The sequence below is a fragment of the Parashewanella sp. 2304DJ23-3 genome (genome assembly GCF_056591695.1).
Map to the genome: position 1 here is coordinate 95,383 of NZ_JBWQOH010000008.1, position 14,931 is coordinate 110,313.

Genomic DNA, 14,931 nt, shown 5'->3' on the forward strand with positions numbered 1-14,931 from the left:
CCATTATATGCTTTTAAAATGTTTAACAAAGTTGCTCGCACTTCCTTCCAATAAATCCAACACATGCTCAAATCCTTCATCACCGCCATAATAAGGGTCTGGCACTTCTGCTTCTCGAGACTCAGCATAAGATAAAATAAGTTTAAGTTTATCTTTGTATTGAATCGGACAACGCATCATCAAATCGTTCAAGTTGTCATTATCAGCGGCTAAAATTAAGTCAAACTTTTTAAAGTCTTCTGTTGTAACTTGCCTTGCCGTAATTCCCTCAAAACTGTAGCCTCGTTTTTTGCCTGCGGCTCGTGCACGTATATCGGGCAAATTACCTTGGTGATAACCTATGGTTCCAGCACTTTCTAACTGAATATCAACACCTGCATCGTTTAAGACTTTTCTAAATACCGCTTCTGCCGTTGGAGAACGACAGATATTGCCCATGCATACAAACAGAATCGAATTAATGGATTTTGTCATTTTTATCACTTGCTTGAATGGTTTCTGCTGGAAATCTTACTCTAACAAAGCTCGCAAACCTAGGGGTTTTCTTAGAAGTATAACCAAAATATTTGAATGTAATTGTACTGCCTATTTGTGGAGGATTTTTACGTTCATCGACCGAGAAACCTGAGCCAATTTTAAACTGCTTTCCGTTTGACAATTCCACTAACAAGCTACCTAACATGCCTTTAAACCGACCTTTGCCCTCAATATGAGCTACCACCTTAGCTTCAGCATCTTGATATTGTTTTAGCTTGATTAGGTCAGGGTTTCGACCAGAGCGATATAAACTATCAGCTTTATGAAGCATGAGCCCTTCAGCCCCTGCTTGAACCCGCTTTTTCAGTTCAACCATTAAATCAGCTTTCGTGTTTATTCGAAATTGCTCTACGATCTGCAGATAAGACGATAAATTCGATAAGTTCTCTTTGGCATATAAATATCTCTGCTCAAATGTTCCCTCATGATTGGGGACGTCAAAGACCATAAATTTTATCTGTGACCAGAGGTGATCTTCTGGGACTACTCGCCGAACTGCACCAGAAACAAATTCAAATTTCTCTCTCTTTATCCACAGTTCTCCATCTAATGCGTATTTAGGGAAATCTTTGTAAAACCAAAGCGGCATATTAATTTTATTGCCTTGCTTCGTCCACATCTGGCTGCCATCCCAACGCCCCCTAACACCGTCCAGCTTTTCACTTATTAAGTAATCTTTAACTTCAATATCCGTTTTAAACGTAGTCGCAAGTTGAAGGCTTCCTGAAGCAGTAAAAGAAGACAAGTAAAAAGCAGTAATTACAGCTGTTTTGAATATATTGGTGACGAGACCTTTTGTTACAAACATAGCATTCCTTGCTATTGATGCAGTTTTCCCCATGGTGTAACTTAATTTACCTTTAAGGGATAAATTGTCAATAAAACATGGAATTAGCTATAAAAGTTCAAAGTTTACAGAAGTCTTTCTCAGATAAAATGATACTCAACAATATTAATTTGAATGTTCCCAAAGGCAGTATTTACGCTTTTTTGGGTCAAAATGGTCAAGGGAAATCAACAACCATAAAACTACTTACAGGTGTATTAGAAGCTGATGCTGGCAGTATCAAACTGTTCGGTCATCCTGTGTCATTAAGCTCGACATCACATCGGAAGCACATTGGTTGCTTAATCGACTCGCCAAGCAATTATCCAAACCTTATCGCTAAAGAGTTTTTAAATATTGCTTGTATCTTGAAATCCGTCGCAAGCTCAGAAGTCCAGCGTGTTCTAGAACTTGTAAATTTAAGAAATTCTGCCGTCAGAATTAAAGATTACTCACTTGGGATGAAGCAAAGGCTTTCTATTGCTTTTGCTTTAATAGGCAATCCAAAATTATTGATTTTGGACGAGCCCACAAGTGCCCTAGATCCGTTAGGTATTCAAAATCTTAGAAATGTATTTCATAGACTCACACAGCAAGGCTGCACAATATTTCTGTCCAGTCATAACCTTGAAGAAGTAGAAAAAGTGTGTAGCCATTTTTGTGTGCTACATAACGGAAGCATTCAATTCGAATCGAGTATGGAAGACTGGAAAAAATCACATGAAACGAGCTTCAATGTAGAAGTTTGTCGGCCTCAATTAGCGCAACAAGTTTTAGCTGAAAATAACATTACAGCCAAAATATCTAATTCGAGCATAGAACTTCACTCAAACAGCCTCGAACAAAGAGCAGTAATCCATAAATTACTTTTTGATAATGGCATTCAAATATTTCGCTCTTTTGATATAAATCCAAAACTTGAGCAGTGGTTTATTGATACTCAGCACTAACCGTTTTTCAAAGGAATGATCAATGAAATTATTTAGCTTACTTCAAGTTGAGTTAATCAAACTGAAGCGAACCTCAACATTATTTGTGATGTTAATTGCACCGTTATTTACTTGTGTCGTGTCGTTGATGATGTTTATTCATCAACGAGGTCTTGTCGATGTGCCGGAGGACGCTTGGTTATTATGGTCAAAAAGCGTATTAGCCATGTGGAACTACTTTATGGTGCCATTACTTATTGCTTTATTAGCATCATTAATCAATGGACTCGAACATCGAAATAGAACTTGGATGTTGATGTTGTCACTGCCGATCTCAAGTCGCCAGCTTTTCCTTAGCAAATTTATCACGATTTGGTTAATAACTCTGTGTTCGACGCTGTTAGTGTGGGTTTATTCATTATTACTTCTGGCAATACTGTCGTTATTAGGTGCAAGCTTAGACCTAACGGTCACTAATGACATTTTATTCAGCAGCTGGCGATTCGCTTTTGCTCTGATCCCTTTAGTTGCGATGTTACATGCAATCAGTTGGTATTTCCCTAACATCATGATTGCTTTATCCATTGGTATTATGAATACAATGTTCTTAACTCAGATTGCCAGTTCCAAATATTGGGTTTACTTCCCGCCCTCTTATCCGTTAATGGCTACAGCAGGCGGAAATTCCGTTTATCAAGCTCAGGCTGTAGAGTTAGGATTTATTGTTGGCTTAATACTATTACTGATTTTAAGTTTCAGTGTTGCTAAAAAAGTGAAAGAGCTATAAATGATTACGTTTATTTATTTCTAATATAAGAAGAAACGTTAAGTTTTTTCTTATATTTTCACTTTTAGTGTAATTTCATTAGAGTATTAATTTTATCAACTTCTTGCTTGGCAGCAATATCGAGGAGCTATATGGCTGAAGCTGTAGGTCGAATAAGAATATCTTTCTCAAATGAGACACAGAAGGTAACACAATGCGATGAATTTGCTGTTTCTGATAGTGACTTTCAAAAAATCACTATCCAAGTTGACCGCAGCAAAAGCTACGAAGGATATCTTTACCGTGGTGCAGTGCTTATAGAGAGCTCTAGTCAGCAAAATTTGTTCAAGAATTTAACTACGTTCTTGAATGACTCAGACAACTTTACTATAAAAAGCAAGCGGAATGATCTTTTGTTTACTGTTACAGAAAAACCTTTACCTAAAAGATTTACCTCAAATAAACTTAAATATTTTCTATGCCTCTGAAGTATAAAAGCAAAAATTTGAAAAAAAATCAGTCTAGTAAAACTAAAACTTTACAACAATTTTCCCAACTGTACGTTTATCTCTAAGTTTCTTTAGCGCTGCTGGCACCTCTTCTATTGAGATCAGCTCAAGTTTTGGTACTTGAATTCGACCTGTATTAACAAGATGAGTAAAGCGCCTTCCAGATTTCAAAATACTTTTTCGTCCCTTATCACCATTTACATGTCCGGCACCGAGGCTTACTTGATGAAAGCTTAATCCTCGTCCAAAAGCATCGTTGTATTCACTGGGCCTGATAGTTGAAACAAGTTCAAGCATATGCCCTTCATACTCTAACGCATTCGCACATAGAACATCGTTATCACCACCAACACAATCCATTGAGGCTTGAACACCTTTACCGTCAGTGAGTTCAAGTACCTTTTGTAAGATATCTTGTTCGTGATAATCAAGCGTATGATCCGCACCTAAACTTAATGCATACTCATGGTTTTTAGCAGAGCATGTAGTAATGATGTTATCAACACAAAAGTGGCTCGCAAGTTGGAGTGCAAAACTACCCACTCCACCAGAACCACCTGTGAGTAAGAAGCTTTTACGGATATCAATATGGAGTTTATCAACGAGAGCATGCATCGCTGTCCAACCTGCACAAGGTGTTGCTGCAGCAATCTCAGGTGACACAATCGGATGCTCTATAAGTGTACGGCTATCATGAACTGCATACTCTGCGAATGCGCCATGTTTGCGCCTCATATCACCGTGATAAAGCACTCGATCACCGATTTTCCATTCAGTTACTGATGAGCCTATCTCAATAATTTCTCCAGCCACATCCAAGCCAGGGACAAAATTGTCATCCATTTCAGCCATCATGCCATGCCAAAAATTAATTTTAGCATCAACTGGGTTTAATCCAGCTGCCAGCACTTTAACGACTACGTCGTATTCAGTTTCAATGGTAGGGATTGGCAAGTTTTTAAGGGTAAATTCATCTGATTTTTTTTGGTAAGTAATCGCTTTCATACTTATCGGCAATTAATGTAAGGTTTGTTTAAAAATACGCTTTATTCTGAAAAATTCAAATTGTTTAATTAGTTAGCATGCATTAACAGTAAAATTGAACCCTTTATGGTTTTAATCTCTAGATTGTAGGGAAATTTTAGACCAATCTAACAATCTAAATTTACCTTCTGTGGTAAGAATAAAGTCAGAGTAATCATTGACGATTAGCCTTGCACCAAACTCAGAAATGCTTCGCATCATCTCTACAATCTTTTGATGTTTATAATGCTCTGAAACCTTGCCAGAACGAAGAGCCGGTAGTAATAGTTCTCCTTCCAAAAATTCAAATATGACAACCCTCATTGGCAAATGATTGGACTCAAAAGTAAATGAATGGAAAACATGCGTTGTAATGCCCAACGCATTGATTTGCTCTCTTATTTCTGGTTGATAATTGTAGCTACAATCTGGAAAATAATCTGGATGTATTTTAATGCCTAAAGATGTACGTAGCCCTTTGACTTTTATCTTTAATACTAAAGCATCGTTTTCTTTAAATATATCCGGCGATTTAACTTTATAAACAATGTAACCACCTGCTCTTTTTAATAAAGCTTCAACTTCTGAAATTTTTCTAAAGTTTATGTTTTCATCTATTATAGAGTGAAGAATAAAATCTTGTAAGTGCAATATCTCGGTGCATAAACGCTCATCCTGTAAGTGATCATTTCTGAGTGATACAGGTTCATGACTTTCGTACAGTGGGCGTTTAAGTCTTTGTTCCTCACTCGCTCCATTGCTGGCAACGAACTGCTTTACCTTTTTATCAACTTCACCTCTTTGCACATCAAAGTAACTGAATGACTGTTTAGCATTCGGTTTATCTTCACGCCCAATGAACGAATCATTATGAGGTTTCACTGTAAAAATTGTGCCTGGTTGTATAGGAGAAGCCATATAAAGCCGAGTCAGATAACATATGTATCATTTTACTATCTTCAGCTTTATTGGTTTGTTTTATAAGAAAAGTTTAATCTTAAGTTAATATTTTGAGTCCACTAATAAAAAGTGGACTCGTTATTTATGAATATCAAATAATGCACTAAGTAAGTTAGGGATCAGTTTTTGGCCATTATTCCTTCTTCAGCTTCTGGTGCAATTTTTAAAGTTACTCTTCGGTCAAAAAAGTTATCTTCTAGTGATGCTTCTGCAGACAACGGGGCAGTGTCACCGTAAGCTTGAGTTGTTAAACGGTTTTCTTCGATACCACTTTTCACGAGGTAATCCTTCACCTGATGCATACGTTTTTCAGATAATTTTTGGTTAAATTCACTGCTACCGGTTCTGTCAGCATAACCAGATAAATCAAGCTTTAAGCTCGGTGAAGACTTCATGACTTGTGCAACCTCATCCAGTTGGGTTTGGAAAATTGGTTCTATATCCGCAGAACCAGTTTTAAACTGTACGTTCATACCAAGGGCTAATTCATTTAACTTAACTTGATCAGCTTGACTCAAATGCATAAGTTTTTTCTGACTGATGCTGTATCTATGTGCAAGGTCATCATACTTTTCGCTTTTATGAGCTAGGCGTGCAATTCTCTCACTCTGTTCAGAAATCTTAGTTTGTTGCATATCTAATTTTGAGTCATCTGCCACGCTTTTCCCTACAACACCACCTGTAAAAGCGCCGATAACAGCTCCAACTGGCCCACCTACTACGGCTCCGAGCACAAGGCCTGATCCAAAACCGATGAGTTGCTCATTCTCTCCGTGTTTTTTATCTTGCTGAGTTGATTGAGCGAAAGCCGTTGAAGATACTAAAAGGCTGCTGATAACGATACTTGTGATTGCTAATTTTTTCATTTTGAACTCCGAGTCCTGAAATTAATGATTTAAATTCGATTGTTGTGTTTCGTTTCGATGAGGCTATTAAAGCAAGTGAATTTGGCGTATTTCAGGAAAAAAAAAGGCAAAGTGGAGAACAAATGTGGCAAAAAAATGGCAATTTCTTTTGTAAAGGTAAAATAGCTGCGTTGCTATGTATTTATAAACTCTTTTGGGTATAGTCATTACAAGATAAATATTTGAAAGATGTGAAATGAAAAGAATTGCCATAGTCGAAGATGAAGCAATCATTCGAGAGAACTATAAAGAATTATTAGAAAGCCACGGTTATCAAGTGCAAGGGTTCGCCAATCGTAAGCAAGCTATGGAAGCCTTTGGCATTCGTTTACCGGATTTAGCCATTATCGATATTGGACTCGAAGATGAGCTAGATGGAGGTTTTTTGTTATGCCAAAGTTTAAGGGCTCAATCTGCCACACTCCCAATCATCTTCTTAACTGCTCGTGACAGTGATTTTGATATCGTCAGTGGACTTCGTTTAGGCGCTGACGATTATTTAAGCAAAGATACGAGCTTCCCACATCTACTCGCAAGAATAGCGGCTCTTTTTCGAAGATCTGAAGTCGCATCCCAACCTGCACAAACAGAAACGATAAGACATCATCAACTGTTAATTGACGTAGATAAAATGCAAGTTTTCTGGGCTAAACAGCTCGTTGAGTTGACTGTTACTGAGTTTTGGATGGTTTATGCCTTAGCAAAAAGACCAGGCCATGTTCGCAGCCGTAATGATTTAATGTCTGACGCCAAGATTTATGTCGATGACAGTACGATTACATCCCACATAAAACGAGTACGAAAAAAGTTTATAAAAAGTGACTCAAACTTTGACTGTATCAATACCGTTTATGGAATGGGTTATCGATGGGATCAATCTTCATGATCCGTTTAAAAAAAATGCTTCACCCCAGAGTCAGTATAAAGACCAAGCTTTTCATCATCGTTATCTTCTTTGCTGTGCTCCCTTGGTTTGGGTATCGATACCTCTGGGAAATTGATAATTACCTAAAACTCAGCCAACAACATTCGTTAACTTCAACAAGTCAGGCCGTTGCAACCGCTTTACATCAACGTCCTACTCTATTTTCTCAACTGAACAGAAATTTGGTTCAACAAAGAGAAAAGGATTTCTATAATTATTCATTAAAACAAGCAATCTTTGAAGGTTCAATCGACAAGCTACTACTATCTGAAAAAGACAAATTTAAATATTTTTCGTCTAGCTTCATTACTTATAAAGCCAAAGCAGTAAAAGAAGAAAATTATGCAATCAACGCCATGATTGGTAACTTTGATAATGATTCATATCTTGTTTTTTCAGTTAAAACACCCAGCATCTCAACACAAACAAAAGGCAGTTTTCGCTTTGACATTGGCGACCATTTCATCATTGCAACAACAAATAGGAATGAAAAGCTCAAACGCTTTATCATCTCAATGAATCAAAATAAATCGCTGAATTTAGCTTTACTTCCAACAAACCCAGCCATGATCGTTCCTCAAACATTGCAATCAGAATATCAAGGATTTTGGCGTGAAACGCCTATTGGCTTTGATTTAGTATTGAGCATTCCATCAAAAGAATTGGGCAATAAATTTTCATTTTCGGCGTATTTTGCAAGTAAATACAATCCAACTGAAAGCAACGTTGTCTTGGCATCAAGTCCAACAAATTCAGTACATAACTTAGGCAATTTAAACAAACCTTCAGAGACCATTGAGTCAGTTGTCAATGCCTTAAGTTACACAGAAGCCAGAATTTGGGTATTGAACAGCGTGGGTCAAGTGCTCGCTTCTGGAGGCAGTATTCACGATGCACAAAATAGCTGGGATACTGAAATCAATAATAAAAAATCAGAAAGGCACTTAAGTGATTTACTTGCGCCACTTTTTCGAATTTTCGAACAAAATACCGACACTAATTTTGTGGATCCACTCAACAACGCTACCCACATTGACACACCGATTGTGAATCGTGCTCTGAGTGGCTTTACTGCAAGTGAGAAGTATTATACACCCGATAACAAAGCAGAAATTTTGGCGTCAGCAACTCCCATTTGGCAACAGAGTAATGTGGTCGGCGTTGTGATAGCCGAGCAATCAACAATGGGAATAAGAGCATTACGTAACAATGCGATGCAATCTTTACTTAATACGGTATTTATCGTATTACTGCTCGCCAGCGTGGCCATCATACTTTTTGCTTCTAACATCTCAAACCGGATTATTCGGCTCAGAAACGATGCTAAAGATGCCGTTGATCATAAAGGAAAGTTCAACGACTTCATCTACCAATCTCAGACTCAAGATGAAATTGGCGATTTAGGCCGCAGTTTCCAAGAAGTACTTCAACAGCTTGGGCAATACAACCTTTACCTTGAAAAAATGAGCTCTCGTCTCGGTCATGAACTAAGAACACCAATTACAGTTGTTCGTTCATCACTTGAGCACATTCAACTCACTGGCTCAAACCCACAAACAGATAAATACATTGATAGAGCACAAGAAGGCTTAAAAAGATTAAGCCTGATTCTTAACAGTATGACAGAGGCTTCCCGTATTGAATCAAGCTTACAAAACGAAAATAGAGAAGTATTCAATCTAAGTGAGGTAGTTAATGGTTTAGTAGAGGGATATCAATTAGGGTTTCCTGACTCTCTCTTTACTCTGTCCAATGATACAAAAACTGTATCTGTAGATGGTGTTCCAGAATATTTCGCTCAACTATTAGACAAACTCATATCCAATGCGATAGACTTCTCGACATCTAGACGTCCAATCGAAATATCCGTTACTGAAAATTCTGATGCTGTTATTGTTTCAGTCGCAAATGAGGGAGCAAAACTGCCTCAGGGAATGGAAAGTGAAATTTTTAGCTCACTCATTTCCATGAGAGAAGAAAACTCAACATCTAGTCCACACTTAGGTTTTGGACTTTATATCGCAAGGCTCATTACTGATTTTCATAATGGCCAAATTTCGGCTAAAAATAGAACTGATGTCGATGGAGTAACCGTAACAGTTCAGGTTCCCAAGTATAGAGAGTAATCATGCAAAAAGAAAAGCACTCACCGCAAACAAAGATAGTCACTTCTGGTCGAAATAAAAATTGGAATAAAGGGGTCGTAAATACCCCCGTTTATCGCGCTTCAACTGTGCTTTTTGATACGCTTGATGAAATGTATAACGCCGTAAAAAGCGGTGCGGACAACAAGCTGGCTTATGGCCGTCGAGGCACACCCACACATTTTTCTTTTCAAGAAGCCATTGCTGAACTCGAAGGTGGTTTTGCAACGGCGCTCTACCCATCGGGAGCTGCAGCAATCAGTTGTTCGTTATTATCCTTTTTAACCAGTGGTGATCATTTATTAATGGTCGACAGTGTGTACGAACCAACTCGAAAATTTTGTGAAACAATCCTCAAAGATTTAAACATTGAAACGACTTACTACGATCCACTCATTGGTTCAAAAATTGAGTCCTTAATTCAACCAAACACAAAAATTGCATTTCTAGAGTCTCCAGGTTCTTTAACTATGGAAGTTCAAGATGTACCAACCATTTGTAAAATTGCACACAAGCATGATCTACTCACGTTTTTAGATAATACTTGGGCCTCTCCTATCAATTGCCGCCCTTTTGAGATGGGGGTTGATGTATCTATACAAGCTGCTACTAAATACATCGTCGGCCATTCAGATGTCATGATGGGCACAGCAACAACCACTAAAGCACTTTGGGATAGGCTAAAAGCTCGTTCTTATGCTTTAGGTCAGTGCGTATCGCCAGATGACGCTTATCTTGCACATCGAGGGTTAAGAACTCTTGCGGTGAGAATGAAGCAACATGAGAAAAGTGCCATAGAAATCGCAACGTGGTTACAGCAACGACCTGAAGTCGATCATGTTCGCCACCCCGCTTTTGAATCATGCCCCGGGCACAAATTTTTTAAGCGTGACTTTTCTGCTTCAAATGGATTATTTTCTTTTGTGTTAAAAGATTTGACCAAGACACAACTTAAGCAATTTGTCGAAGGCATGACGTTATTTAAAATGGGATTCTCTTGGGGAGGCTACGAGAGCCTAATCATTCCAGCTTTCAATCTTTCTAAAATTCGTTCAGCAACCTCTTGGCCCACCAGCAACTTTGTAATTCGTTTGCACATTGGATTAGAAGACCCCAAAGATCTGATTGAAGATTTAACGAATGCTTTTTTGCGTCTATAGCGATTGGCGTTAAAGCACCTTATACCAATTACAGTAATTGGTATAAGGTGCTTTTGTTAGGGGCTGTTTATCTTTCGTATTTATTTTTGATGTAAATCAGTACCTAAATTAAAAAAACAGGAAAGAATAGTCGTAAATCTAAAAGAGCGAGTTATAAAATGGAATTTATCCTCTGGGCAACAAAAGAAAATCCATTGATAGGCTTATCATTAGGGTTGATTATTTTCGTATTTCTCTTTCTATTAAAACCCCTTGTAATGTGGATTTACAGTAAAAGAAACAAAAGTAGCTAAGTATTCGTTTTCTAAGAATTAGCACTTCCGGTAGGCCATTATATTTTCGCCGTGTAGCTCGTCATCACTCTGATACTTAGCTTTTTAAGTTTTTCCTTCATTCTCAGATTTATTTATGTACATAATGGTGCCAGCGGGAGTAAAAAGAGTGGTCATTACACTTACTTTAGTGTTTCCAAGTCAATTTGAAACTGTAATAAAAATATCATAATGTCATATTTTTGTAATGATAAATGCATAGGATAAAAGTATTAAAAAACAATAAATAACCTTAAAACGATACTCTATATTAAGGGAGTAATTGTAGTGTCTACCTCTGATCAAATACAACTTATGCCAAAAGAGCTTTCCTGGTTGTCATTCAACGAGAGAGTTTTGCAAGAAGCTTGCGATGAAAACGTCCCCCTCATAGAACGAGTACGATTTTTAGGTATATTCTCAAGTAACATGGATGAGTTTTTTAGAGTACGAGTTGCAGCCGTTCGACGTGCAATACTTATCGACTCAATCGAATCAAAAAAGGCTCAACACAACCAAACTTTAATGGCTCGAATTCAACAAAAAGTATTAGAACTACAAGTTAGGTTTGATGAAACATACAGTATTTTAATGAGAGAATTGATCAGGAAAAACATCTTCCTGATAAGTGAAAAGCAACTTTCAGAGTTTCAAAGCATTTGGTTAAAAGGTTATTTCAATGACCAGCTAAAACGCCATATCACTCCGATTTCTGTGAGTAAAAATAGAGATTTGACTAAGCAGATGTCCGACACAATGACCTATCTTTTTGTCTGCTTACATAAAGAAAAAAAACACCAATATATACTGATAGAAGTACCTACAAAAAGTGTACCTCGATTTGTATCTTTGCCTTCAGAAAGCGGTAAATCAAAAAAATATCTTATTTTACTCGATAATATTATTCGTCATTGTGCAGATGAACTTTTTAAGCCTTTTTTTGATTATGATGATATTGATGTTTATTCAATGAAGCTTACCCGTGATGCAGACTTCGACATCACAGATGAGCTTGAACAAACTCAGTTAGAAAAAATGACTAAAGGCGTAAAAAAACGTCTAACCGCTGAACCTGTAAGGCTGGTTTATGACAAAGAAATGCCAGAGCATATGCTGTTGATTTTAAAGACTCAATTGAACATTAGCTTAACTGAGTTTTTAGTTCCTGGCGGGCGTTATCATAGCTTTAAAGATTTTATTGCTTTTCCTAACCCAAGCCGTAAAAATTTAGAGTACGACAAAAAAGTCGCATTAAATTCGGCCAGATTTGATCAATCAGCTAACGCTTTTGAAGCCATCGCAAAAAGTGACATTCTTTTAAATTATCCATTCCATAAATTTGCCTACTTCACCGAACTCATTCGTCAGGCCGCCTATGATCCTGCAGTGAAGTCGATAACAATCTCACTATATCGAGTCGCTAAAAAGTCTCGAGTTATAAACTCTCTGATAGATGCGGTACGTAACGGCAAACAAGTTACAGTAATTTTAGAATTAACAGCCCGTTTTGATGAAGAAGCAAATATTGAATGGACAAAATTACTTGTTGAGGCCGGGGTGAAAGTACATCACGGAATTCCGAACTTAAAGATTCATGCCAAACTGTGCTTAATCCATCGACAAGAAGACAAACAAACAAAGCTCTATTGTCATATTGGTTCTGGAAATTTCAATGAAAAAACGGCCAGAATATACACTGATTTATCGTTATTTACAGCCAACGAAGAAATAACAAAAGAAGTTGAAAATGTATTCGACCTCATCAAGCATCCATATAAACACTATAGATTCAACCATTTAATTGTTTCACCATACAACTCAAGAAAACGCCTAAATCGATTAATTGATGATGAAATAAGAAGCGCTAAAGATGGCTTGGAAGCTTCGATAACTTTAAAGCTCAATAACCTAGTTGATAAGCAACTTATCAAAAAGCTCTATGCCGCCGCTTTTTCTGGTGTAAAAGTAAAGCTCTTAATTAGAGGAATGTGCTCTCTAGTGCCAAGCAAAGATGCTGTGACAAAGAACATTGAGATATACAGTATTGTCGATCGATACCTAGAACACTCTCGAGTGATGGTATTTCATGCTAATGGTAAACAAAAAATGTACTTATGTTCTGCTGACTGGATGACACGAAACATTGATAATCGCGTTGAAGTTGGCGTACCTATCTACAGCGAAGACCTGAAAATGATGATTAATTCATTGATGAACATTCAATTTAGCGATAACACTAAATCCAGAATCATCGATCATGCACAGTCGAATCCATACAAAAAACGAGGCAATAAGAAAAAAATAAGATCTCAAGAAGTTGTTTTCGAATTTTTGAGAAATCTAGAAAAGTCTACCTTGATTTAAAATCATTTTAATTCAAGAATGGATAATATGGCTTTAATTTGGACAACAAATGACAGAACTTAAACATCGGCATAAACATTTTGTTGCCATTGATATGGGTTCCAATAGCTTTCACTTGGTCATTGCCCGTGAACAAGATGGCAGTTTGCAAATACTTCACAAAGAAAAAAAGCAAGTGCAACTAGCTCAAGGGTTAGATGAAAATAACAATTTAAGTAAAGAAGCCATTGCCAGAGGCATCAATTGCTTAAAAGAGTTCAGATTAAGGTTCTCTGAGCTCACAGAAACTCAAGTAAAACCAGTTGCGACTCATACATTAAGAGTCGCTAACAACGCTCACGATTTTTTAGAACAAGCTCTTGATGTCTTTCCTTATGATATAGAAATAATTTCCGGTCATGAGGAAGCAAGACTCATTTATAGTGGCGTTGCTCATAACCAAGTTTTAAAGCCTAAAAATTTAATTATCGATATTGGTGGTGGTTCGACTGAAGTTATTATAGGAAAAAAAATCACCCCTACCCGCCTCTCCAGCTTAAAGTGTGGGTGTGTAAGTTATCACGAACGATATTTTCGAACCGATGAATTAACTAAAGACAACTTTAAAGCTGCAATGATTGCGGCAGACAGCCAACTTTCTACATTGTCAAAAGATTACCTTTCAGGCAATTGGGATTTAGCGCTTGGTAGCTCTGGCTCAGTTAAAGCTGTGGCTATTGCACTAAAAGAAAAGTATCAGTCAGACGTCATTACCATTAAATCGTTAAAACAATTAAAAGCAGATCTTATTGCAGCAGGGCACACAAATAACATTACCTTTGAAAATATTGATGATAGACGAAAAGTTTTATTGCCAGCTGCTATCGCAATTCTTATCAGCTTTTTCAAACGATTAAATGTAAAGAAACTCGAATTCTCGCCTTTTGCACTTCGTGAAGGAGTTTTGTACGAACTGGCTAAAATCGGACAATATAAAGATGTACAAATGAGAACTGTGGACAGTATTGCACGCCTTTATCATATCGATATGCCGCATGCTGGAAAGGTCTGTAATACAGCAATGGAATTATTTGAACATGTTGCTGATGAGTGGCAACTGAGAGGTTATGCAAGATTGTTACTTTTTGCATCAACTTTGCATGAAATTGGCATACACATCAACTCAAGGCAACATCATCAGCATGGTGGCTATATCATACGAAACAGTGACTTACCTGGCTTTAGCGAGCCGTTACAACATCAGCTATCCGTTTTGATCCGAAATCACCGAAAGCGACCGTATTTAAATGCTTTTGAAGAACTGGAGCCTGAATTAAGAAAAAGCACTCAATATCTTTGCTCGATTTTACGTATTGCAGTATTGCTGAATTTGGGACGGGTGAGTCTTAGATTCGATTTTAGGGAAGCTAAGGCTGTTGAAAGTAAACTATTTTTAACGCTACCTAAAAATACTAAAAAAAACACCCTATTAATTAACGATCTACTTAGAGAACAAAAGTCGATAGCCGATTTAGGTATTGAGTTGCATCTACTTTAAAACTAAACTTTGATCACAATTTAAATAATAAAACT

General features: G+C 37.3%; 13 protein-coding genes. 8 read left to right on the forward strand and 5 right to left on the reverse strand.

Annotated elements, in window-relative coordinates:
• Positions 1–3: 3 nt before the first annotated feature.
• Together AC1EU2_RS14465 and AC1EU2_RS14470 are read right to left on the reverse strand one after the other, a co-directional pair.
• Positions 4–474 (reverse strand): low molecular weight protein-tyrosine-phosphatase, encoded by a 471-nt coding sequence (locus tag AC1EU2_RS14465; protein WP_480298981.1) that lies wholly within the window; start codon positions 472–474, stop codon positions 4–6.
• On the reverse strand, positions 458–1,345 hold the full coding sequence (locus AC1EU2_RS14470) for a DNA ligase (RefSeq protein ID WP_480298982.1): 888 nt from the start codon (positions 1,343–1,345) through the stop codon (positions 458–460). Before AC1EU2_RS14470 ends, AC1EU2_RS14465 begins: the two co-directional genes overlap by 17 nt.
• A gap of 77 nt (positions 1,346–1,422) precedes the next feature.
• Between AC1EU2_RS14470 and AC1EU2_RS14475 the strand changes: the two genes are divergently transcribed.
• The 3 genes from AC1EU2_RS14475 (at position 1,423) to AC1EU2_RS14485 (ending at position 3,546) form a co-directional block, all read left to right on the forward strand.
• The gene (locus tag AC1EU2_RS14475) at positions 1,423–2,313 is read left to right on the forward strand and encodes an ABC transporter ATP-binding protein (protein ID WP_480298983.1); all 891 of its coding nucleotides are present in this window, start codon (positions 1,423–1,425) and stop codon (positions 2,311–2,313) included.
• A gap of 22 nt (positions 2,314–2,335) precedes the next feature.
• Complete coding sequence (locus tag AC1EU2_RS14480; protein ID WP_480298984.1) at positions 2,336–3,079, forward strand: ABC transporter permease; 744 nt, start codon at positions 2,336–2,338, stop codon at positions 3,077–3,079.
• Between the two features lie 131 nt (positions 3,080–3,210).
• Complete coding sequence (locus tag AC1EU2_RS14485) at positions 3,211–3,546, forward strand: hypothetical protein (RefSeq protein WP_480298985.1); 336 nt, start codon at positions 3,211–3,213, stop codon at positions 3,544–3,546.
• Positions 3,547–3,588: 42 nt separating this feature from the next.
• Here the strand turns inward: AC1EU2_RS14485 and AC1EU2_RS14490 are convergent, their stop codons facing one another.
• The 3 genes from AC1EU2_RS14490 to pdsO all read right to left on the reverse strand — a co-directional run bounded on the left by AC1EU2_RS14490 (position 3,589) and on the right by pdsO (position 6,416).
• On the reverse strand, positions 3,589–4,572 hold the full coding sequence (locus AC1EU2_RS14490) for a zinc-binding dehydrogenase (protein WP_480298987.1): 984 nt from the start codon (positions 4,570–4,572) through the stop codon (positions 3,589–3,591).
• A 111-nt stretch (positions 4,573–4,683) separates the two neighbouring features.
• Positions 4,684–5,508 carry a hypothetical protein gene (locus AC1EU2_RS14495; RefSeq protein ID WP_480298988.1) on the reverse strand — a complete coding sequence of 275 codons (825 nt, stop codon included), beginning with the start codon at positions 5,506–5,508 and terminating at the stop codon, positions 4,684–4,686.
• A gap of 161 nt (positions 5,509–5,669) precedes the next feature.
• Positions 5,670–6,416 (reverse strand): sortase-associated OmpA-like protein PdsO, encoded by a 747-nt coding sequence (pdsO, locus tag AC1EU2_RS14500; RefSeq protein WP_480298989.1) that lies wholly within the window; start codon positions 6,414–6,416, stop codon positions 5,670–5,672.
• A 235-nt stretch (positions 6,417–6,651) separates the two neighbouring features.
• On the opposite strand from pdsO, the gene pdsR reads away from it, so the two are divergent.
• From pdsR to AC1EU2_RS14525, 5 genes are all read left to right on the forward strand, one after another.
• Positions 6,652–7,341: a proteobacterial dedicated sortase system response regulator gene (gene pdsR, locus AC1EU2_RS14505; RefSeq protein WP_480298990.1), complete on the forward strand. Its 690-nt coding sequence runs from the start codon at positions 6,652–6,654 to the stop codon at positions 7,339–7,341.
• Positions 7,338–9,506 (forward strand): proteobacterial dedicated sortase system histidine kinase, encoded by a 2,169-nt coding sequence (pdsS, locus tag AC1EU2_RS14510; RefSeq protein ID WP_480298991.1) that lies wholly within the window; start codon positions 7,338–7,340, stop codon positions 9,504–9,506. The genes pdsR and pdsS overlap by 4 nt, the downstream gene beginning before the upstream one ends.
• Positions 9,507–9,508: 2 nt before the next feature.
• On the forward strand, positions 9,509–10,684 hold the full coding sequence (locus AC1EU2_RS14515) for a cystathionine beta-lyase (RefSeq protein WP_480298992.1): 1,176 nt from the start codon (positions 9,509–9,511) through the stop codon (positions 10,682–10,684).
• A 599-nt stretch (positions 10,685–11,283) separates the two neighbouring features.
• Complete coding sequence (ppk1, locus tag AC1EU2_RS14520; protein ID WP_480298994.1) at positions 11,284–13,359, forward strand: polyphosphate kinase 1; 2,076 nt, start codon at positions 11,284–11,286, stop codon at positions 13,357–13,359.
• 49 nt (positions 13,360–13,408) lie between these two features.
• Positions 13,409–14,896, forward strand: coding sequence for a Ppx/GppA phosphatase family protein (locus tag AC1EU2_RS14525; protein WP_480298995.1), 1,488 nt, complete (start codon positions 13,409–13,411; stop codon positions 14,894–14,896).
• Positions 14,897–14,931: the final 35 nt, after the last annotated feature.

Excerpts from the sequence above, each read along its gene's own strand:
- pdsS (WP_480298991.1), top strand. The coding sequence starts at position 7,338 with ATGATCCGTTTAAAAAAAATGCTTCACCCCAGAGTCAGTATAAAGACC.
- pdsO (WP_480298989.1), bottom strand. The coding sequence starts at position 6,416 with ATGAAAAAATTAGCAATCACAAGTATCGTTATCAGCAGCCTTTTAGTA.
- AC1EU2_RS14475 (WP_480298983.1), top strand. The coding sequence starts at position 1,423 with ATGGAATTAGCTATAAAAGTTCAAAGTTTACAGAAGTCTTTCTCAGAT.
- AC1EU2_RS14490 (WP_480298987.1), bottom strand. The coding sequence starts at position 4,572 with ATGAAAGCGATTACTTACCAAAAAAAATCAGATGAATTTACCCTTAAA.
- AC1EU2_RS14525 (WP_480298995.1), top strand. The coding sequence starts at position 13,409 with ATGACAGAACTTAAACATCGGCATAAACATTTTGTTGCCATTGATATG.
- AC1EU2_RS14480 (WP_480298984.1), top strand. The coding sequence starts at position 2,336 with ATGAAATTATTTAGCTTACTTCAAGTTGAGTTAATCAAACTGAAGCGA.
- AC1EU2_RS14465 (WP_480298981.1), bottom strand. The coding sequence starts at position 474 with ATGACAAAATCCATTAATTCGATTCTGTTTGTATGCATGGGCAATATC.
- AC1EU2_RS14485 (WP_480298985.1), top strand. The coding sequence starts at position 3,211 with ATGGCTGAAGCTGTAGGTCGAATAAGAATATCTTTCTCAAATGAGACA.
- pdsR (WP_480298990.1), top strand. The coding sequence starts at position 6,652 with ATGAAAAGAATTGCCATAGTCGAAGATGAAGCAATCATTCGAGAGAAC.
- AC1EU2_RS14470 (WP_480298982.1), bottom strand. The coding sequence starts at position 1,345 with ATGTTTGTAACAAAAGGTCTCGTCACCAATATATTCAAAACAGCTGTA.
- AC1EU2_RS14515 (WP_480298992.1), top strand. The coding sequence starts at position 9,509 with ATGCAAAAAGAAAAGCACTCACCGCAAACAAAGATAGTCACTTCTGGT.
- AC1EU2_RS14495 (WP_480298988.1), bottom strand. The coding sequence starts at position 5,508 with ATGGCTTCTCCTATACAACCAGGCACAATTTTTACAGTGAAACCTCAT.